Source organism: Homoserinimonas sp. A447, assembly GCF_054489325.1.
Map to the genome: position 1 here is coordinate 462,711 of NZ_JBTMWW010000001.1, position 19,557 is coordinate 482,267.

The 19,557-nt window shown below is 67.0% G+C and carries 22 protein-coding genes; 10 read left to right on the forward strand and 12 right to left on the reverse strand.

What is annotated here, in order from left to right; all coding sequences use genetic code 11:
• Positions 1 to 19: 19 nt before the first annotated feature.
• The 8 genes from ACX3O0_RS02225 to ACX3O0_RS02260 all read right to left on the reverse strand — a co-directional run bounded on the left by ACX3O0_RS02225 (position 20) and on the right by ACX3O0_RS02260 (position 6,856).
• Positions 20 to 811 (reverse strand): urease accessory protein UreD, encoded by a 792-nt coding sequence (locus ACX3O0_RS02225; RefSeq protein WP_459106651.1) that lies wholly within the window; start codon positions 809 to 811, stop codon positions 20 to 22.
• Entirely contained in the window at positions 811 to 1,599 is a 789-nt protein-coding gene (ureG, locus tag ACX3O0_RS02230) for an urease accessory protein UreG (RefSeq protein WP_459106652.1), read from the reverse strand. The genes ACX3O0_RS02225 and ureG overlap by 1 nt, the downstream gene beginning before the upstream one ends.
• On the reverse strand, positions 1,589 to 2,350 hold the full coding sequence (locus ACX3O0_RS02235; protein ID WP_459106653.1) for an urease accessory protein UreF: 762 nt from the start codon (positions 2,348 to 2,350) through the stop codon (positions 1,589 to 1,591). The genes ureG and ACX3O0_RS02235 overlap by 11 nt, the downstream gene beginning before the upstream one ends.
• Positions 2,350 to 4,059, reverse strand: a complete 1,710-nt coding sequence (locus ACX3O0_RS02240) for an urease subunit alpha (protein ID WP_459106654.1) — start codon at positions 4,057 to 4,059, stop codon at positions 2,350 to 2,352. Before ACX3O0_RS02240 ends, ACX3O0_RS02235 begins: the two co-directional genes overlap by 1 nt.
• Positions 4,037 to 4,597: an urease subunit beta gene (locus tag ACX3O0_RS02245; RefSeq protein WP_459090609.1), complete on the reverse strand. Its 561-nt coding sequence runs from the start codon at positions 4,595 to 4,597 to the stop codon at positions 4,037 to 4,039. Before ACX3O0_RS02245 ends, ACX3O0_RS02240 begins: the two co-directional genes overlap by 23 nt.
• On the reverse strand, positions 4,594 to 4,896 hold the full coding sequence (locus ACX3O0_RS02250) for an urease subunit gamma (RefSeq protein ID WP_459108434.1): 303 nt from the start codon (positions 4,894 to 4,896) through the stop codon (positions 4,594 to 4,596). The genes ACX3O0_RS02245 and ACX3O0_RS02250 overlap by 4 nt, the downstream gene beginning before the upstream one ends.
• Before the next feature lie 95 nt (positions 4,897 to 4,991).
• Complete coding sequence (locus ACX3O0_RS02255) at positions 4,992 to 6,008, reverse strand: HoxN/HupN/NixA family nickel/cobalt transporter (protein ID WP_459106655.1); 1,017 nt, start codon at positions 6,006 to 6,008, stop codon at positions 4,992 to 4,994.
• 326 nt (positions 6,009 to 6,334) lie between these two features.
• Entirely contained in the window at positions 6,335 to 6,856 is a 522-nt protein-coding gene (locus ACX3O0_RS02260) for a metallophosphoesterase family protein (RefSeq protein ID WP_459106656.1), read from the reverse strand.
• A 77-nt stretch (positions 6,857 to 6,933) separates the two neighbouring features.
• Here ACX3O0_RS02260 and ACX3O0_RS02265 point away from each other — a divergent pair, with 77 nt between their 5' ends.
• The 3 genes from ACX3O0_RS02265 (at position 6,934) to ACX3O0_RS02275 (ending at position 10,407) form a co-directional block, all read left to right on the forward strand.
• Positions 6,934 to 8,457 (forward strand): SulP family inorganic anion transporter, encoded by a 1,524-nt coding sequence (locus ACX3O0_RS02265; RefSeq protein ID WP_459106657.1) that lies wholly within the window; start codon positions 6,934 to 6,936, stop codon positions 8,455 to 8,457.
• An 87-nt stretch (positions 8,458 to 8,544) separates the two neighbouring features.
• Complete coding sequence (locus ACX3O0_RS02270) at positions 8,545 to 9,108, forward strand: OsmC family protein (RefSeq protein ID WP_459090619.1); 564 nt, start codon at positions 8,545 to 8,547, stop codon at positions 9,106 to 9,108.
• Positions 9,109 to 9,159: 51 nt separating this feature from the next.
• Complete coding sequence (locus tag ACX3O0_RS02275; RefSeq protein ID WP_459106658.1) at positions 9,160 to 10,407, forward strand: MFS transporter; 1,248 nt, start codon at positions 9,160 to 9,162, stop codon at positions 10,405 to 10,407.
• Here the strand turns inward: ACX3O0_RS02275 and ACX3O0_RS02280 are convergent.
• A complete protein-coding gene (locus ACX3O0_RS02280) occupies positions 10,404 to 10,865 on the reverse strand; it encodes a hypothetical protein (protein ID WP_459090623.1) in 462 nt (153 codons plus the stop codon). The two genes, ACX3O0_RS02275 and ACX3O0_RS02280, sit on opposite strands and share 4 nt — an antisense overlap.
• Before the next feature lie 218 nt (positions 10,866 to 11,083).
• Between ACX3O0_RS02280 and ACX3O0_RS02285 the strand changes: the two genes are divergently transcribed.
• The 3 genes from ACX3O0_RS02285 (at position 11,084) to ACX3O0_RS02295 (ending at position 12,285) form a co-directional block, all read left to right on the forward strand.
• Positions 11,084 to 11,377 (forward strand): DUF503 domain-containing protein, encoded by a 294-nt coding sequence (locus tag ACX3O0_RS02285; protein WP_459090625.1) that lies wholly within the window; start codon positions 11,084 to 11,086, stop codon positions 11,375 to 11,377.
• An 84-nt stretch (positions 11,378 to 11,461) separates the two neighbouring features.
• On the forward strand, positions 11,462 to 11,809 hold the full coding sequence (locus ACX3O0_RS02290) for an ArsR/SmtB family transcription factor (protein WP_459106659.1): 348 nt from the start codon (positions 11,462 to 11,464) through the stop codon (positions 11,807 to 11,809).
• Positions 11,806 to 12,285: an SRPBCC family protein gene (locus ACX3O0_RS02295; protein ID WP_459090629.1), complete on the forward strand. Its 480-nt coding sequence runs from the start codon at positions 11,806 to 11,808 to the stop codon at positions 12,283 to 12,285. Before ACX3O0_RS02290 ends, ACX3O0_RS02295 begins: the two co-directional genes overlap by 4 nt.
• Here the strand turns inward: ACX3O0_RS02295 and ACX3O0_RS02300 are convergent.
• Together ACX3O0_RS02300 and ACX3O0_RS02305 are read right to left on the reverse strand one after the other, a co-directional pair.
• Positions 12,282 to 13,673: a pyridoxal phosphate-dependent decarboxylase family protein gene (locus ACX3O0_RS02300; RefSeq protein WP_459106660.1), complete on the reverse strand. Its 1,392-nt coding sequence runs from the start codon at positions 13,671 to 13,673 to the stop codon at positions 12,282 to 12,284. The two genes, ACX3O0_RS02295 and ACX3O0_RS02300, sit on opposite strands and share 4 nt — an antisense overlap.
• A gap of 46 nt (positions 13,674 to 13,719) precedes the next feature.
• A complete protein-coding gene (locus ACX3O0_RS02305; RefSeq protein WP_459090633.1) occupies positions 13,720 to 14,070 on the reverse strand; it encodes a DUF1801 domain-containing protein in 351 nt (116 codons plus the stop codon).
• Positions 14,071 to 14,167: 97 nt separating this feature from the next.
• Here ACX3O0_RS02305 and ACX3O0_RS02310 point away from each other — a divergent pair, with 97 nt between their 5' ends.
• On the forward strand, positions 14,168 to 14,662 hold the full coding sequence (locus ACX3O0_RS02310) for a tetratricopeptide repeat protein (RefSeq protein ID WP_459106661.1): 495 nt from the start codon (positions 14,168 to 14,170) through the stop codon (positions 14,660 to 14,662).
• Positions 14,663 to 14,767: 105 nt separating this feature from the next.
• Here the strand turns inward: ACX3O0_RS02310 and ACX3O0_RS02315 are convergent, their stop codons facing one another.
• Positions 14,768 to 15,958 carry a cytochrome P450 gene (locus ACX3O0_RS02315; protein WP_459106662.1) on the reverse strand — a complete coding sequence of 397 codons (1,191 nt, stop codon included), beginning with the start codon at positions 15,956 to 15,958 and terminating at the stop codon, positions 14,768 to 14,770.
• 179 nt (positions 15,959 to 16,137) lie between these two features.
• Here ACX3O0_RS02315 and ACX3O0_RS02320 point away from each other — a divergent pair, with 179 nt between their 5' ends.
• Genes ACX3O0_RS02320 through ACX3O0_RS02330 form a run of 3 tightly spaced genes read left to right on the forward strand, consistent with a single transcriptional unit; the run spans position 16,138 to position 19,537 of the window.
• Positions 16,138 to 16,941 (forward strand): IclR family transcriptional regulator, encoded by an 804-nt coding sequence (locus ACX3O0_RS02320; RefSeq protein WP_459090639.1) that lies wholly within the window; start codon positions 16,138 to 16,140, stop codon positions 16,939 to 16,941.
• Complete coding sequence (locus tag ACX3O0_RS02325; RefSeq protein ID WP_459106663.1) at positions 16,938 to 18,608, forward strand: HAL/PAL/TAL family ammonia-lyase; 1,671 nt, start codon at positions 16,938 to 16,940, stop codon at positions 18,606 to 18,608. The genes ACX3O0_RS02320 and ACX3O0_RS02325 overlap by 4 nt, the downstream gene beginning before the upstream one ends.
• On the forward strand, positions 18,605 to 19,537 hold the full coding sequence (locus tag ACX3O0_RS02330; RefSeq protein ID WP_459106664.1) for a PDR/VanB family oxidoreductase: 933 nt from the start codon (positions 18,605 to 18,607) through the stop codon (positions 19,535 to 19,537). Before ACX3O0_RS02325 ends, ACX3O0_RS02330 begins: the two co-directional genes overlap by 4 nt.
• Positions 19,538 to 19,557: the final 20 nt, after the last annotated feature.

The following is a 19,557-nucleotide window of genomic DNA, read 5'->3' on the forward strand; positions in this document are numbered from 1 at the left end:
CGTTTGCTGCGCGAGTCGCTCAACCCACCGATACCAATGCGGCGGAGAGTCGGCGGTCCAGCTCTATCGCGTCGGGGGCGGCGCTGGCTACGAGCACTGCCTCCTCGGCCAGTCTCATCACCGCGGTATCCGGAAACTGCTCTGAGACGGTGGTGGTCGGCGCCTCATCGTGCGCCGGATCCACGATCAGCACCGACCCGAGGGCCCGTCGCCCACCGGTGACCACCGAACTCTGCCATCCCGGCGCGCCCGCACCCACCGCGACCTCCTGGTCGTAGAGCGCCTCACCGCCAAGAGTCACCCGCAGACGCTGGCGGAGCGCTCCCGGCAGTTCAGCTTCCCGGCCGAGCAGCAACTCCTCCCGAGCGAACAACCGCGCCCCCGGCTCCAACTCGATGCGGGTGACGGATGCGTGCCGGCACCCCTCAGCCGCGATCTGCCGTCCCGGCATCCATACCAGCGTTCCCATGGCCGCCACCCTGATGGTGACCTCGCTGCTCGACTCCAGCCCGTGCGGTCCGGGGAGCAGCAGCGTCGCAGACACGGCCCTCACCATCAGCATCGCCCCGCCGCCTACGCGCACGTCGATGCGCAACTGGTCGCCACCGAGCGGACCGGCCGCGCCGGCCGCCAGCCTCACGCTCGCAACGCTGCGCGCATCCGCCCCCCACCGCGCGACAACGTCGGGAAACGGCTCGCGCGTCTGCCGGAACATCAACGGTGCCTGGGATCGCATCCAACTGATGCGGGTGCGCAGCAGGCCGTCCTCGTCGGCGAGACAGTCGGCAGCCACGCCCGCGTATGACCGCATCAGCGATGTTCGGCCAGGCGATCCCGAACCCAGTCGGCCACCGCCGCTGCAGATGGTTCCTCGGTGAGGGAGGTGAACAGCACCGGCAGCTCACCTCGCTTTGCCTTCGCGTCGCGGTCCATGACCCCCAGGTCGGCGCCAACGTACGGCGCCAGGTCGGTCTTGTTGATGACCAACAGGTCGGCGGATGTCACACCGGGGCCGCCCTTGCGCGGCACCTTGTCCCCACCGGCCACGTCGATGACGAAGATCTGGTGATGGATCAGCCCGCGACTGAAAGTGGCGGTCAGGTTATCGCCGCCGCTTTCGACCAGGATCAGGTCGAGCGGCGGCAGCTTCTCCTCGAGCTCCTCGATCGCCTCCAGGTTGGTGGAGATGTCGTCGCGGATGGCCGTGTGCGGGCACGCCCCGGTCTCGACTGCGGTGACCCGATCGGCCGGGAGCACACCGTTGCGCAGCAGGAAGTCGGCATCCTCCGTGGTGTAGATGTCATTGGTGACCACTGCGATCTGAAGATCCTGCAGGGTTCGGCAGAGTGCCGCCACCAGGGCGGTCTTACCCGACCCGACCGGCCCTCCGATCCCGATCCGCACCGCCTGCCGGGGGCCGGCCGCGAGCGGTTCCTCCTCGTCGACGTGAATGTGGTCCGGGGTGGCGCGGAGGGTATTCGCCCCCTCGTGGCTCTCCTCGAGCTGGATGATGCGGCCATCCGGATGCTCGTGGCCGTGACCATCGTTTTGCTCGTGCTCGTGCTCGTGCTCGTGCTCATGTGACGGATTAACTGGCAAAGAGACGCACCTCCCAGGTGGCATGGACTTCGGCGAAGATTTCGAGCAGGAACCCCGCGCGAGCGGGCAGCTCGGCGGGTGGAGCATCGCGATAGCCGGCGGCTTCGTCAGCCACCTCGGCAACCTGGGCACCCAGCCGGGCGAGGGCGGCATTCACCTGGAATGGATCCAGCCCGAGCAGACGGATGGCGGCTGTCGCCGGCCCGGCAATGGACTCGTACGCCGCCAGGTAGGCGGCATCCCTCGAGGTCAGGCCGGCTGCGGCGGCGACCGCGCCGAACGCGACCGGCTGGTGCAGGCCATTGCCCGGCAGCGACGCGATGCGCTGAAGCCCTGCGTGCGGCCACACGGTGCCGCCGACGCGCAGCACCGAGCGGCCGAGCCGACGGGAGACCGTGCGGAGCGTTGGGGATGGCGTGCGGGCGTTGAACTCCGTGTCGAGGGGGAGCAGTGCAGCCGTGACATCGGCGCCGTCCGTTGCCGTCTCCGCGAACATCCGGCAGGCAGCGCCGGCGAAGGCAGCCGCGACCAGGCCGACGGTCGTCAGGCGACCGCGCAGGAAGCCCTCCAGGGCTGGGACGTCACCCAGGGCATCCGTCACCGCCGCCGCCTCGAAACCCCCGGAGTGGGCGTGACCTCCCGTCGGGAAGCGCCCATCAGCCAGCAGCAACAGCGCGGCCAGGGCGCCCGGGCGGTCGTCGACAGGCTCCGTGCGGCCGGGGGTCGACGGTTCCGTCAGCGTCGTTCGCATCAGAACAGGAAGTATCTCTGCGCCATGGGCAGTTCGACGGCGGGTTCATGCTCGATCAGCTCGCCGTCGACCGTGACGCCGTAGGTGTTCGGGTTGACCTCGATGTGCGGCATCGCGGTGTTCTCCGGCAGGTCCTCCTTGCTGCGCCCGCGCACATTCTCCACCGCCACCAGCTTGCGGTTGATGTCCAGGCGATCGGCCAGCCCGTCCTCAATGGCGGCGGGGGCGACGAACGCGAACGACGTCGCCGCTGCGGCACGCGAGCCCACGCTGAAACCCAGCCGCTCCATGACCGGCTGCGGTGTGGGAATCGACGCGTTCGGGTCACCGAGGGCAGCAACAGCGGCGACCCCGCCCTTGAAGACAACGGTGGGGCGGATGCCGAACAGTGCCGGTTGCCACAGCACCAGGTCGGCCAGCTTTCCCGGTTCCACCGATCCGATCTCGCGCTCCAGCCCATGCGCGACCGCCGGGCAGATCGTGTACTTGGCAACGTACCGGCGGGCGCGCAGGTTGTCGGCGCGGTCGTCGCCGGGGAGCGGTCCACGCAGGGCTTTCATGCGGTGGGCGGTCTGCCAGGTGCGGATCACCACCTCGCCGATGCGTCCCATCGCCTGGGCATCCGACGACATGATCGAGATCGCGCCCATATCCTGCAAGACGTCCTCGGCGGCGATGGTGCCCTCACGCACACGGCTCTCGGCGAAGGCCAGGTCATTCGGCACCTGCGGGTTCAGGTGGTGGGCCACCATCACCATGTCGAGGTGCTCATCGATGGTGTTGTGGGTGAACGGCCGGGTCGGGTTCGTGGAGGCCGGCAGCACGTTCGGCTCACTGGCGATGCGGATGATGTCGGGGGCGTGCCCGCCTCCGGCACCCTCGGTGTGGAACGAGTGGAAGGTGCGACCGGCCACCGCCGCCAGCAGGTCCTCCACGAACCCGGACTCGTTCAGGGTGTCGCTGTGCACAGCGACCTGCACACCCGACTCGTCGGCCACCTGCAGGCAGGCGTCGATCACCGCCGGGGTGGCACCCCAATCCTCATGAACCTTGAAGCCACCGACCCCGCCGCGCAGCTGTTCCCACATCGACTCGTGCGAAGTGGTGTTGCCGCGCCCGAGGAACAGCACGTTCAGCGGCCATGGCTCCATGCTTTCGAGCATCCGCTGCATCCACCAGGAGCCGGGAGTCGCCAGAGTCGCCTTCGACCCTTCCGTCGGCCCTGTCCCGCCGCCGACCACGGTCGTGGTGCCGGCCTGCAGGGCGACGGCCAGCATTTGGGGCCCGACGAAGTGCACGTGGGTGTCGACGGTGCCCGCGGTGAGGATGAGGCCGTTTCCGGACATCACCTCGGTAGACGGGCCGATGACCAGGTTGGGGTGCACGCCCGACATCGTGTCCGGGTTGCCCGACTTGCCCAGGGCGACGATGCGTCCATCGCGCACACCGACATCCGCTTTGATCACGCCCCAGTAGTCGAGCACAACCGCACCGGTGATCACCAGGTCGGGGGTGCCCTCCGCGCGGGTGGCGTTGGATTGCCCCATCGACTCCCGAATCGACTTGCCGCCGCCGAAGACCATCTCCTCGCCGTACCCGCAGCGGTCCTCCTCGACCTCGATGATGATGTTCGTGTCGGCCAGGCGGATGCGGTCGCCGGTCGTCGGGCCGAACGACGCGATGTACTCAGCGCGGGGGATCTGTGGCATCGAGTTCTCCTGAACACAGTCCGCGCAGCCCCCGCACGATCCGCTTGCCCCCAATGGGAATGAGTTCAACTTCTTCCGCCGCCCCCGGCTCGAACCGCAGCGACCCGCCGGAGAGCACATTCAGCCGCTTGCCCCACGCGGCCTTCCGGTCGAACCTCAGGGCGGCGTTCACCTCGGCGAAGTGGTAGTGCGAACCGACCTGAACCGGTCGATCCGCCGGGTTCTCCACGCGGATCCTCGTCACCTCGGCGTCCACGTTGATCTCCACCGGATCCCGCCCGAAAAGGATCTCACCCGGGATGATGGGCTCGTAGGCGCTGATCTTGGCATCGAAGAGTCGGCGGGGTGACTGGCGTTCGTTCATTCCGGGCCGGCGCGGCTGGCTCGAGCTGCCGACGCCGGATGATGGATGCTTCACCTTGTGGTCGTACACAACCCCGCTGTCGTATCCCGGGTTGTCGCTGGGGTGCGAGGCATCCGTTTTCGGGCCGCGGTCGCCCGTCCGGTTCCTGCCGAACGGATTCTCGGTGACCCTCATGGGATCGGCCCCGTCACGGTGACCAGCTTGGTTCCGTCCGGAAACGTCGCCTCCACCTGAACCTGGGCCAACATCTCCGGAACGCCCTCCATCACGTCGTCCCGGGTGAGCACCTCCCGGCCGGACTCCATCAGGTCGGCCACAGTCTCGCCGTTGCGTGCGCCCTCCAGCAGGTAGGCGGTGACGATGGCGGTAGCTTCCGGAAGGTTCAGCTTCAACCCGCGGGCCTTTCGCTCCATGGCCAGCTTGGCCGCCAGATAGACCATCAGGCGCTCTTGCTCGTGCATGCTCAATAACATCTGCGTGCTCCAGAGTTTCAGCACAGCCGTCCTACGGCGGCGTGTGTTGGCGCGAGCGTACCCCCGGGATGGGGACGGGACAAGGAGTGCGAACCTCAGTTCGGTGCCGGAGAACGACCGTCGAGTTTGGCCAGCTTCCAGTAGGCGAGCGAACCCAGCCAGGTCAGCAGGAACAAGCCGACAATCATGAAACCGAAATATTCGAGCTGGAGCGAAGCGATCCAGGCGAGGGGTCCGGCATCCGCCCGGATGTTCACCGCCAGCAATCCGAGCAACGCCACCCCACCGACCAGGTAGGCGATGAGCACGGACAGCACGGTCACCGTCAGGTTGTAATACACCTTGCGCACCGGGCGGGCGTAGGCCCAGGCGTACGCCCGGTTCATGAAGATGCCGTCGATCGTGTCGAAGAGGGTCATGCCGGCAGCGAACAGGATGGGAAGCACCAGCACCACATACCATGGCGCGGCCAGCGCAGCACCACTTCCGATGACGAACAGCCCGATGGTGGTGGCCGTGTCGAAGCCGAGGCCGAACAACAACCCGACCGGGTACATCTTCCAGGGCTTGTCGATGCGTCGGGCCAGTGGGCCGAGCACCCGGTTGACCACTCCGCGGTCCTGCAGCTGCTCCTCGAGTTGCTCCTCACTGAAGTCGCCTGTGCTCAGCCGTCGGAAGGTACGCCAGATCCTGGTGAGGGAGAACAGGTTCACGGTGCCGATCAGCAACAGGAAGGCGCCGGAGACAATCAGCCCCCAGGTGCTGGTGACGGCCGCGAGGGCGGAGCCGTCGTCCGAGAGCTGTTCGGCGAGTCCGTTGAGCCCCGCCGCCAGCAGGCCGACGGCGACGAGTACCACGGTGGAGTGGCCGAGCGCGAACCAGAAGCCGACCGACATCGGCTGGCCACCCTCGCTCACCAGCTTGCGGGTGGTGTTGTCGATCGCGGCGATATGGTCGGCATCGAAAGCGTGTCTGGCACCCAGGGTGAAGGCGGTGAAGGCCAGTCCGAGACCGAAGGTCTGATTGTTGCCCAGCCCGAAGTCACCGGGCAGCACCACGATGAAAAACAACCCCCAGCCCAGCGAGAGCAGCAACGTGATGACCACGGCCATCCAGAGAACGCTCCGCCGGGCGGAGGAAGGAGATCGAACCGAACTGGGTGCGGACATTCCTGCTCCTCGAATTTCACCCCAGCATAGGTAGGCGATCTGTCGCGTCACACCCTCTCCGCGCACTTTGCCGTCTGGGTCAGCGGTGGTGAACAGCACGACGTCCACGCGCACCGATCGGAGGGTCGCTTGTGAAAATGCGTGGGCGCAGCTCCGATCGGCTAGCGTCTGGGTTCCTCGCGAGGCGGATCCGTACGCGCGCCAGCGAACCTTGCGCGTCATGCGACGAGTCGGTGCTGTCTGGGCAAGCTCGACTGGTTGCGACAAACTCAATCGTCTTTAAGTACTCGACCTGGCACGTCAACCAACTCCACATCACGGAGGGTGCCGGCATCCGCCACCGCGGTCAGGTAGGTGCAGGCCGGCTGGCGTCGCCGGTCGGTGGGGGAGCCGGGGTTCAGCAGTCGCAGCCCGCGTGGCGTCATGGTGTCCCACGGGATGTGGCTGTGCCCGAACACCAGCACGTCGGTGTCCGAAAATGCCGCATCGCACCGCGCCTCACGCCCGGCTGCCGAACCAGTCTCGTGCACCACAGCGAAGCGGATGCCGTCAATCACCGCGCGCGCGACCTCCGGCAGCCGTGCCCTCAGCTCCGGCCCGTCATTGTTGCCCCAGACCCCGACCAGCCGTGAGGCGCGCTGCTCCAACTCGTCCAGGAGCGTAAGGTGCACCCAGTCCCCGGCGTGGACAACCGCATCCGCGTCATCGACCGCCCGCCATACCTGCTCGGGCAGTTGCCGGGCACGCTTCGGCAGATGGGTGTCTGCGATCAGCAGCAGTCGGGTGGGCATGCGTCCATGCTCATCTCGTCGGGGGGCCAATGCAAGCGCGGCTAGGGTGTATGCGGCCCCCACTTGCAAGGACTCCCATGACTGCCACTGACCGCAACCGCGCCGAACACACCCGCTATAGGCCGGACCCCTCGGTACTGACCGCACTCCGCTCTCCACGGCTGCTGACCCGCGAAGTCCTGGCCGGCCTCGTGGTCGCGATGGCCCTCATCCCCGAAGCCATCTCCTTCTCCATCATTGCCGGCGTCGACCCGCGGTACGGCCTGTTCTCCTCGTTCGTCATGGCCGTCACCATCGCCTTCCTCGGCGGCAGGCCGGCCATGATCTCGGCGGCGACCGGCGCCGTCGCCCTGGTTATCGCGCCGGTCGCCCGCGAGCACGGCATCGAGTACTTCCTCGCCACAGTGATCCTCGCCGGCCTCTTCCAGATAATGCTCGGACTGGTCGGTGTCGCCAAGCTGATGCGGTTCATCCCGCGCAGCGTCATGGTCGGGTTCGTCAACTCGCTCGCCATCCTGATCTTCATCGCCCAACTGCCGCACCTGATCGGCGTACCGTGGCTGGTCTACCCGCTGGTGGCCGGCGGCATCCTGATCATGGTGGTCATGCCGCGCATCACCAAGGTGGTTCCGGCTCCGCTCATCGCGATCGTGGTGTTGACCGTCATCACGGTGACCATGGCCGCCGCCGTGCCGACGGTCGGCGACGAGGGTGAACTGCCGAAGAGCCTGCCCGAGTTCTTCATCCCCACGGTGCCGCTCACCTGGGACACCTTCGCCATCATCGCGCCCTACGCACTCGCCATGGCGCTGGTCGGCCTGATGGAGTCGCTGATGACGGCCAAACTGGTCGACGACATCACAGACACGCACTCGAACAAGACCCGGGAGTCGTGGGCCCAGGGCGTCGCCAACGTGCTTTCCGGCCTCTTCGGCGGTATGGGCGGCTGCGCCATGATCGGCCAGACCATGATCAACGTGAAGGCGTCCGGTGCCCGCACCCGCATCTCCACCTTCCTGGCCGGCGTCTTCCTGCTGATCCTCGTGGTCGGTCTCGGCGACCTGGTCGCCATCATCCCGATGGCCGCCCTGGTGGCCGTCATGGTGATGGTGTCGGTTCTCACCTTCGACTGGCACAGCATCCGCTGGTCCACGTTGAAGCGGATGCCGAAAAGCGAGACCACGGTCATGGTCGCCACCGTCGCGGTGGTCGTTGCCACCAACAATCTCGCGATCGGCGTGATCGTTGGTGTGCTTGTGGCGATGGTCGCCTTCGCGCGTCGGGTCGCCCACTTCGTCACCGTCACGCGAACCCTGCCCGACGACGAGGTCGTACCGACCGCGTACTACACGGTCAGCGGCGAACTCTTCTTCGCCTCCAGCAACGACCTGACCACCCTGTTCGAGTACGCGGATGACCCGGAGCGCGTCGTGATCGACATGTCGCAGTCCCACGTGTGGGACGCCTCGACGGTGGCAGCCCTCGACGCGATAACCAACAAGTACGAACGCCACGGCAAGCGTGTGGTCCTGGTCGGGATGAACGAGGCGAGCACCTCGATGCACGGTCGTCTGGCCGGCAACCTCGGCGGGGAGAATTAGGCCCGAACTCAGGCCGAAGTTACGCCCGGTTTCGCCGTGTGACGTAGTGTTCCGACGCCGTCTGGGCACGTTCGGTAGCGTCGCCGCATGACACTTCTCGAAACCTCCACAAACCCATCCACCGTTCCAACAGTTGCCGCCGCCGAGCGTGCCGACAGGCTCACCGATGCGGGTGCCGCGTGGGCGAACCGGATTTCCGCCGACCCGAAAACGGCCCTGCTCACCTACCGGGTGAACGGCTCCGGCGTCGGCTCAGTGGCGACAGCGATTACCGCGGGCAAGCATGCCTTCCTCGTCGATGAGCCGGATGCCCTCGCCGGCGACGACGTTGCCGCCAGCCCGGTCGAGTTCGCACTCGGCGCGCTCATCTCCTGCCAGGTCGTCGTCTACCGGCTCTACGCCCAAGCACTCGGCATCCAGGTGGACGACATCGATGTGAAAGCCGAGGGAGACCTCGACGCCAGGCGCCTCTTCGGCATCGACAACTCTGTTCGCCCGGGCTTCAGCGCCGTGCGGTTGGCCGTGACGATCACCGGGCCGGAAACGGATGCGCGCTACCAGGAGCTCCGCGAAGTCGTCGACGCCCACTGCCCGGTCTTCGACCTGTTCGCGAACCCGACACCGGTCAGCGTCACCGTCGCCAAGGGCTGAGCCCCCGCGCGGCCCCGGTCCAGCCCCGGTGGCGGAGGTTAGGTTGGACTAATGCCGAGCACCCAGCATCCGCTCCCGGTCTGGGCCGGCCGCTCGGTAGTGCTGGTCGGCATCATCCTGGTCGCGCTCAGCCTTCGCCCCGCGGTCGGAGCCCTGTCGCCCATCTTCGGCGAGATCGACGCGGACCTGCCGCTTACCAGCATCCGCATCGGACTGCTCGGCACACTGCCTCCGCTGCTCTTCGCCATTTTCGGCCTCCTGACACCGCTGCTGAGACGGCGGATGCGCCTGGAGACACTGCTTCTCGTCGCCCTGGTGGTGATGACGCTCACGCATGTCTGGCGGGGGACATCCGGCAGCTACCTGAGTCTTGCGGTGGCAAGCGGCGTCGCCTTCGCCGCCGTCGGCGTCGCCAACGTCGTACTGCCGCCCATCGTGAAGAAGTATTTTCCTGACCGCATCGGCGGAGTGACGTCACTGTATGTCACTTGCATGACGTTCTTCAGCATGGTTCCGGCGCTGGTGGCGGTGCCCGTCGCCGACGCGTTCGGCTGGAGGGTGTCCGTCGGCATGTGGGCCGCCCTGGCGGCCGTGGCCGTCATCCCGTGGATCGCGCTGGTCCGCCGCCGCGAACCGCGGAGTGCGGACTCCGCCGAACGTGACGACGTCGCCACCCCGGCTCTGGTGGGAAGCGTCTGGAGTTCCCGATTGGCCTGGGCGCTCGCGGTGTTCTTCGGCATGACCTCGATCAACATCTTCGGCATGTTCGCGTGGCTCCCGGAGATCCTGCTGGACGTGACCGACGTCACCCCGGCAACCGCCGGCGCGCTGCTCGCGGTGTACGCCGGCATGGGTGTTCCGCTGGCGGTAGTCGTTCCGGTTCTGGCGGTGCGGCGAGGCAGCGCCGGTCCGTTGACCGTTGCCGGGTGCCTCCTCTACGCCGGCGGGTATCTCGGGCTGCTCCTCGCCCCTGGTGCGCTGACCGTGCTGTGGGTGGTGGTCGCCGGCCTGGGTGCGATGCACTTCCCGCTCGCGCTGGTGCTCATCAACCTGCGCACTCGCACCCACCAGGGCGCGATCGCGTTGAGCGGATTCACGCAGGGAATGGGCTACCTCATCGGTGCCCTGGGCCCGGTGATGCTGGGTATCCTGCGCGACCTGACCGGAGGGTGGACTGTTCCGATCCTCTTCCTGATCAGCACTGTCGTGGGGATGGCGATCTCCGGCGCAGTCCTGCTGCGTCCGCGGATGTTCGAAGACGAGTGGGCCATCTTCAAGAACCGAGGCGGCACGTCTTAACGCTGTAGGTTCAGCGCGACCGCCAGCACGACCAGCACCAGGCTGCCGAGCCCGAGAGCGCCACGCAGCACGGCAGCCGAGCGCGAACCGCGAAGCACAGCGGATGCTTTCGCCGCATCATCCGGAGCGGCAAGGGCTTCGCGTCGCAGTCTTCCCATTCGCCCTGCCTGGGCGATCGCCGGGATGCTGGCGGCGATGAGCGCCACGGCTACCGCAAGTGCGGCAATGACAGTGGTGTTCGGCTCGAGAATGGTGAGCACAGTGGCTGGGACGAGGATCAACGCCATCGCGATGGCCGCCACCACCGCATACCGTCGGCCCAGATCGCGGAACAGGGCCACCCGCCCGGCCGCCTGGAGAGCCGCTTTGCTGCTGCGCGACACGACGAATACCGTGGCGAAGCCGCCCACCCAGGCACCAACGCCCAGCGTCAGCACCGAAATCAGGAGTTGCTCCACGCGCCCAGTGTATTGCGGCGCTCCGGGTCAGCCGGCCAGCTCATCAGGAGACTGGATGTTCTGCCGCGCCTTACACCCATGCCGCCCCCGCGTCTTTATCAAGCGTGTTGTTGTCGAGCCGATCACGACGTTAGCCAGCGCATCTGAGTGCTCCATGGAATCCTCGCGTAGCCGCCATCGCCACGCGTACACTCGCCCGCGAGTGAAGGGATGACGGCATGTGGGTTGGGGCGATCGAGTTCGACATCCTGCTCGGCGACGTGCACTCGCTTAAGGAGAAACGCTCCGTGGTGCGGCCGGTGATCGCGGAGGTGCGCCGACGGTTTGAGGTGAGTGTCTCCGAGGTGGGCAGTCTCGACCTGCACCGTCGAGCAGCGATCGGTGTCGCCGTTGTCGCCGCTGACGGCTCGCGCGTGGTGGAGGTGCTCGACCAGGTTGAACGGATGATCGCCGAACGGCCCGAGATCGACCTGCTGTCGGCGCGGCGCACCATCCACTCCAGCGACGACTGAATCTGGTCGGGGTATTGACCGCTGGCCGGTGGAGGCGTATCTTCTTGTTATCAACCAATTGGTTGATAAAGCGATAGGTTGATAATGACTGAGACGGACGCCTCTGAGGCCCAGCTGGACCGGGCCTTCCTGGCGCTTGCCGACCCGGTACGACGCAAGATCGTCGCCCGGCTGTCGACCGGTCCCGCGACGGTGAACGAGCTCGCCGAGCCGTTCCAGATCACCAAGCAGGGTGTTTCCAAGCACATCCAGGTGCTCGAGGCAGCCGGGCTGATCAGCAGGAGTCGTGACGCGCAGACCCGCCCGTGCCACCTCGAGCCGCTTGCGCTGGAGGCACTCACCGAGTGGATCGACACCTATCGCCTCGTCGCCGAGGGCCGATTCCGGCGCCTCGACAGCCTGCTCGAAACGATGAAGGAGAAGGAAAGATGACAAGCACCAACCCCACCACCATCACCATTCCCGACGGACTGCCGTTCATCGACATCGTGCGTGAGTTCGATGCGCCGAAGGATGCCGTGCGCCGCGCCTACCTGGACCGGGACCTCATCGCCCAATGGCTTGGCCCACGCGGCTACGAAATGGAAGTCAATGAGTGGAATGGTGAGACCGGCGGACGCTACCAGTACACGCACCGCGACCCGGAGGGCAACGCCTACGGATTCAGCGGCGTCTTCCACTCGGTTTCCGGCGACACGCTGGTTCAGACCTTCGAGTTCGACGGATGGCCGGGGCACGTGAGCCTCGAATCCGTCACGTTTGAAGACCTGGGCGACGGGCGCACGCGCATCGTCAACCACTCCGCCTACCAGTCGGTCGAAGACCGGGACGGGATGGCGGAGTCCGGCATGGAGAAGGGCATCAACGAAGGGTACGAGCGCCTCGACGAGTTGTTGAAGAGCAGCTAGCCGGCGTCTTCGGATGCGATCGCCCGTTCGATCGCATCCACTGACGCCGCCACGTCGTCGGCATCCGTCGACCAGTTGCTGACCGAGATCCGCAGCACATCGCGGCCGGCCCAGTGCGAGCCGGACATCCAGGTGGTGCCGTCGGCCAGCAGCCGCGCGGTGATGCTGCGGGTTCTCTCGTCGGAGCCGAAGCTCAGGCACACCTGGGTGAAGACGACGTCGTTGAGGACCTCGACCCCGGGAAGCCGGCCGAGCGTTTCCGCGAACTCCTGGGCGATCTCCACCATGCGGTCCACCATGCCGACCACCCCGGTGCGTCCGAGAGCGCGCAACGCCGCCCAGACCGGCACGCCGCGAGCCCGCCGGGAGAACTCCGGCACCTTCTCGAACGGGTCGCCGGGGCCGCTGTCGTCGGTCACCAGGTAGCTGGTGTGCGTGGTGAAAACCGACCGAACGACATCCGGACGCGCCACGATCGCCACGCCGCAGTCGTACGGGACGTTCAGCGTCTTGTGTGCGTCGGTCGCCCAGGAGTCGCAGGACTCCAGCCCGGACAGCTGCGCCCGGTGGGTGGGGCTGGCGGCAGCCCACAGCCCGAAAGCGCCGTCCACGTGGACCCACGCGCCATGCTCGTGAGCAAGCGCTGTCGCTTCGGCAATCGGGTCGAACGCGCCGGAGTGCAGGTTGCCGGCCTGCAGGCAGACAATGCTCGGCCCGTCCGCCTTGCTGAGCGCCTCGGCCAGCGCGTCGACGACCAGCCGCCCCTGCGCATCCGCCGCCACCACGGTCGGCTTGCCGAGCCCCAGGTACTTCAGGGCGAGGTCGACGGATGCGTGACGGTCGGCACCCACGAGAACGGTCACCCTGGGTGCGCCGGTCAGACCGTTCGTGGTGAGGTCCCAGGCCGCACGGTCGAGCACATCCTGTCGCGCCGCTGCCAGGCCGACGAAGTTGGCCATCGTGGCACCGGTGGTGAAGCCGACATCGCAGCCGGCTGGGAGCCCGAGCAGGTCGAGCAGCCAGTCGCCGGCATTCTGTTCCACGGCTGCCACACCTGGAGTGGCAAACCGGAGTGCCGTGTTCTGGTCCCACGCACTCACCAGCCAGTCGGCGCCGAGTGCGGCAGGCAGGGTGCCGCCGATCACCCAGCCGAAGAACCGGCCGGAGGGCATGGCCATCAGTCCTGGCTCAACCCGCCGGACCAGCTCATCGACCACATCGACAGGGTCTGCGCCATCCTCGTGGAACGGTTCGTCGAATTGCGTCGCCAGTTGGTCGGCGGTCAGCTGCGGCCGAACCTCTCGCGACGGCATCGACGTAAGCCATTGTTCAGCGTGGTGGTGCGCTTGATTCAGGGCCCGGGAATAGTCATCCGGTTCGGCCGACATGGCTCATAGCGTAGACCCGTGCATCCCGTGACAACAGGGTCGACTTCTAGTCGCCCCCCGCCAGTTCGCGTGCCTGCCTCAGCCAGTCGTCGAGCACTTCACCGTCGAACCCGTCGCTGTCGGCGATCTTGAGCGTCGCCATGTCGGCTGAACCGCTCGGCACCAGCGTCTCGGTGTCGTCGTTGATCGATTGCCCTCGCCACAGCATGAAGGTCACATAGTTCGGGAACGCCTTGAAGCCCGCCACTGGCGTCGTGCCCATCATCCACACCGGATGCCCGTGCCAGACCTGGCCGACCGCATCCGGCAGCCCGGTGTCGAGGTGCGCCCGCAGTGCCGCCGCAATGACGTCGTTGGGGGCGTCAAGCCCCGCGATGTACTCGTCGATTGTCGCCATTGTGTGCCTCCCGAAAGTAGTCCTGCCATCCTCACGCACAATGCCGTCGGTGCCAACCGTGTTCGTGCAGCCGTGGCTGCGGCGATAGGTTTGCCTCGTGAATACGAACAGCACGACCTGGCAGCAGCGAGCGGATGCGCTCTGGGCACTCATCGACAGCTACGAGCCGGACGCCTTCGTGCTGGAGATGACTCGCCTGGTCTCGGAGCGACCGGCGGATGATGCGGTCGCGGCCCACGAACTCGGTGGCGCTTACGACTCCACCGGTCACAGCGACCTCGCCGTGCCCCACTACCGTCGTGCTCTGCAGCTGGGACTCGACGGGAGCAGGCATCGCCAGGCGGTGATCCAGCTGGCCAGTTCCCTGCGGAACCTCGGCCAGGCATCCGAAAGCGTCTCGCTGCTGGAGGAAGAGCGCGACGCCCGCACCGACGAACTGGATGATGCCGTTCGTGCGTTCCTCGCGTTCGCGCTCATCGACGTCGGCCGCGAACGGGAGGCTGCCGCCATGGCGCTTGCCGCGCTGGCCCCCCACCTGCCCCGCTACCAGCGCTCCGTGACCAACTACGCGCAAGCACTGCTGCCGGAGTAGCCGAAAAGCAGGAGAAACCGCACGCCACTCGCAAAAAACTCCCTCATACCGTGCGAGTCGCACAAAAGGTCCCTCAAAGTGGCGGGCAAGCGAGCGGATGTGGGCTCAGGCGGCGACCACCCGAACGGGCAGCGACGCCACGCCCTTCAGCGTGTTGTGGAGGTACGGAACCGGCTCACCCAGGCGCTCGATGCTCCTCACGCGAGTCGCGAGGGTCGTCAGCACGACGTCCATCTCCAGTCGCGAGATGGGCTGGCCGACGCATTGGTGGATACCCATCCCGAAAGCCAGGTGCCCGCCGGCCTGCCGGTCGATGCGGTAGCTGTCGGCATCCGCCCCCCACTGCTCGGTGTCGCGGTTCGCCGCACCCGGGAACACCATGACCTTCTGATCCTCTTCAAGGCGGATGCCGTGGAACTCGACCGCGCGCGAGGTGGTGCGGAAGAACGACTGGAACGGCGATTCGAAGCGCAGCGCCTCATCAATCGCGAACTTCATCATCGACGGCTTCTCGTGCACGGTGCGCCAGGCGCCGTCGGTTCCGGTGAGGCTTCGCAGGGTGTTGCCGATCGCCAGCGCGGTCGTGTCGAGCCCGGCGGAGAGCAGGGCGCGCACCAGCAGTGCCGCCTGGTCTGCGGTGATGGCGCCGGCGTCCGCATGCTCCCAGATCTTCGCGCCCAGTCCGTCCGGATCGAGGTTGTCGCGTGCACAATTCGCCATCACCCAGTCCCTGGTGCCTTCGCCCTTCTCGAAGTAGTGGCGGTAGCGATCGTCTTCGGGCCCGAAAGCGCTGAAGTTCATCGCGCCGTGGGGGAGCAGGTTCTCCATCCGCCCCTCGCGCGGGATGCCGACCGCGTCGCCGAAAGCCCGGATGGGGAACACTTCGGCGAGTTCGGTGACCGCGTCGAACTCGCCCTGGGCTACCAGGCGGTCCACCAACTCGTCGGCGAACTCCTGGAACTGCGCGCGCAGGGCACGAACGCCACGCGGCGAGATCACGTCGACCATTGCCGTGCGCATCTGCCCGTGGATGGGCGGGTCCGACTCCAGGATGCCCTGGGGTCGCCAAGCAGCCTCATGATGCAGGTTCTTCGGCCCGACGCCCGCGCCATTGATGAACGTTTCATGGTCGACCAGGATGTCGCGCACCAGCTGGTGCCGGGTGAAGGCGAGCACCTTGTAACGCTCCAGCCAGACGGCCGGGCCGGCCGCGCGCATCCGCTCGAACAGCGGATAGGGGTCGGCAAGATTGGCGTCGGAGTACGGGTCATCGGGGAACGAGGGGAGATCCGTCATCGCTGGTCCTTTGCCTTGGGAAGGGCCTTCACCGTATCGAGCGACGGGAAATCGACGCGACCCAGGTTCTTGCTCTGTGAGAATGACGGTTGGATGCTGCCCGCTGAGTGGCGGACCATGTGGCTAGCAACAACGCGGCTGGCGACATGTGGCTAGGACAATGAACCTGGAGGTGCCCGGTGGACTCATCCCTTGAGCGCGGACTGGCGCTGCTCACCGAGATCGCCGCATCGGGCGAACACACGGCGGCGTCGCTCGCACTCGCGGTCGGCCTGCCCGTCAGCACGACCTACCGCTACCTGCGGGTGCTGCGCGACGGCCAGTTCGTCCGCGAACACCGCGGGCGCTACGAGGCCGGCACCGCGCTGGTCGGGCTCAGCGGGCGCCATTCCGCACAGTCCTACCTTGCCGAGGTCGGGCCGGCAGTTCTTGCCGCGCTCGTCGAAGAGATCGGGGAGACCGCGGTGATGATCGTCCGGGTCGGCACCCGTGCGCTCTGCCTGCGGCGCGCGGAGCCCGACAAATCGCTCAAGTACACCTTCGCGATCAACCAATTGCTGCCCCTTCACGCCGGCGCCGGCCAGCGCACGCTGCTCGCCTGGGCACCGGATGCGGTGATCAAGCAAGTCCTCGGTCGCGAGCTGGAGCGCTTCACCGACCGCACCCCGACTGCCGAGCAGTTGAGGCAGAGCATCCCCACCATCCGCCGTGTCGGCTGGGCCCTGTCCCGTGGTGAGTTCGACGCCGGGGCGGTATCCGTTGCCGTGCCGGTGCTTTTCGGCGGGGAAGCGGTCTGTTCGCTCAACGTTGCCGGGCCGGAGGCGCGGTGCGGCTCGCGTGAATGGGTGAAGAACACCGTGCAGGTGCTGCACTCTGCTGCTGCCGACCTCACCGACGCGCTCGGCGTGTGGGCGCCAGCCAGTCAGGTCGGCTTACAGGCGCCACGTGAACAATCAAGCGTCCAGAACAAGGAGATCGCATGACCCAGCAACCCGTCCTCTTGATCGGCGATGACGACGCAAGCCTCGGCGATCTCGTTGATGTCGCCCGCCACCGCCGGCGGGTCGCGCTTGCTCCAGGCGTTGCCGAGCGGATGGCGCCGAGCCGGGAGTGGATCGACGGAATCATCGACGGGATGGCCGCGGGCAAGGAGACGGCGCCGATCTACAGCATCAACACCGGCTTCGGCTCACTCGCCGGCCGCCGGGCATTCGACAACCCGGGGGATGCGGCTGAACTCAGCCGCCGCCTGATCCTCGCCGACGCGTCCGGCGTCGGCCGCAACGTCGACGAAGAGGTCGTGCGCGCCACCATCTTCATTCGGATCGTCAGCCTCACCCGCGGTTACTCCGGCATCCGACCCTCGCTGGTGCAGGGGCTGATCGACATGCTCAACCACGATGTGTTCCCGGCGGTGCCGGAGTACGGTTCGCTGGGCGCCAGCGGCGACCTCATCCCGTTGGCCCACATCGCCATCGTGCTGACCGGCCCGCCCAGCGGCGAGGACGACCCGCTCGACTCCGGCGAAGCCTTCGTTGACGGTCGCATTGTCTCTGGCGTCGAGGCGATGGCGCACGCCGGGATCGCCCGCATCCCGATCTCCGCGAAGGACGGCCTTGCCCTGCTGAACGGCACGTCGTTCTCGGCCGCGCAGGCAGGGCTGGCACTCTGGGACGCCCGGATGCTGCTGGAGACCGCGACCATCACAGCAGCCATGTCGATCGAAGCCCTTCGCGGTTTCGGCGACGCCTTCATCGACGAACTGCACCAGGCCCGGGGACAGCAGGGGCAGATCGCGGTGGCCACCCGCATCCGCCAGCTGCTGGAAGACAGCCAATTGGTGACCGGTGATCGCGACACCGACCCCGACCGCCAGCCGCCGCAGGACGCCTACTCGCTGCGCTGTGTTCCGCAGGTGTTCGGCCCGGTGAAAGACACCCTCGACTTCGTCACCGGCATCATCGAGACCGAGATCAACGCGGCAACCGACAACCCGCTGATCTTCCCGGACCTGCCGAGCACTCGCACGCTCAAGGCGGTCTCCGGCGGCAACTTCCACGCCGAGTACGTGGCATTCGCGGCCGACTTCATCTCCATCGTCGTCACCGAGATCGGCAACATCACCGAGCGGAGGCTGTTCCGCCTCGATGACGGAACGCTGAACCGTGGGCTTCCGGACATGCTCATCGCCAGCGAGCAGGTCGGCCTGGACTGCGGGTTCATGCTGCCGCAATACCTGGCGGCCGCGCTCGTCTCCGACTGCAAGACGCTCGCCCACCCCGACAGCGTCGACTCGATCCCGACCAGCGCCAACCAGGAGGACCACGTCTCGATGGCGAACAACGCCGGTCGGCACGCGCGCACCATTGTCAGCAACATCCAGCAGGTCGTCGCCATCGAGTACCTGATGGCAGCGCAGGCGCTGGAATTGCGGCTGATCGAACGCGGAGTGGGTGCGGATGCGATCGGTACGGCTAGCCGCGCGGCGCTGCGGCTGCTGCGCAGCACCCCGTCGAGTGACGGCCGGCCGAACGGGCATCTGGTTCGCGATGCGGTGCTCTACCCGCGCATCCGCGCTGCGGCGACGCTGGTGATCGATGGCGCTGTCGTGCGTGAAGTCGACCGGGCGATTGCTGCGGTGCAGGCGTGAGCATCCAGCTGCGGGTGTTGCGGCGTGAAGCAATCGCCGACCGGGTTCTCGCGCTGACACTGGAAAGTGCTGACCGCACCCCGCTGCCCGAGTGGACGCCCGGTTCGCATATCGACCTCACGTTTCCCGGTGGGATGATCCGGCAGTATTCGCTCTGCTCCGACCCGGCTGATCGCAGCAGCTGGCGCATTGGGGTGCTGAGGGAACTGGCGGGCCGCGGCGGCTCGGACACCGTCCATGACTCGGTACAGGTCGGCGACACCCTCAGTGCAACCGGTCCCAAGCACAGCTTCAGGTACAGCGCCCCGGCATCTGATGTGCTGTTCATCGCCGGTGGTATCGGCGTCACGCCGATACTCCCCATGGTGAAGGCGGCAGAGCAGGCGGGGATCACGTGGCGGATGCTCTACCTCGGGCGCAATCGGGAGTCGATGGGTTTCCTGGATGAGCTGGAGCCGTATGGCGACCGGGTCACCGTGCACACCAGCGACAGCGGCGGGAGGCTTCCGCTGGGCGCAGGCATCGCCGCCTTCGGGCTGATCGATCCGGAGATCTACGCCTGTGGCCCGGCCCCATTGCTGGATGCGTTGGGGGAGTGCTGGCCGGCAGCGCGCCTGCACGTCGAACGGTTCACCGGCGACGGGAACGGCGCCGAGGACTCCGATACGGCGTTCATCGTCGAGACCAGCGACGGAACCGAGATCGAGGTGGCCGCGGATGAGTCGATCCTGGCCGCGATGATGCGCTGCGGCGTTCCGGCCCTCAACTCCTGCCAGGAAGGCATCTGCGGCACCTGCGAGACGGTCGTTGTCGAGGGAACGCCACTCCACCGGGACAGCCTGCTGAGCGACGAGGAGCGGGCCAGCAACGAGACCATGATGATCTGCGTCTCGCGGTGCATCGGAGACCGTCTGGTGTTGGAGCTCTAGGGCGCTTTAACGAAAGAAGA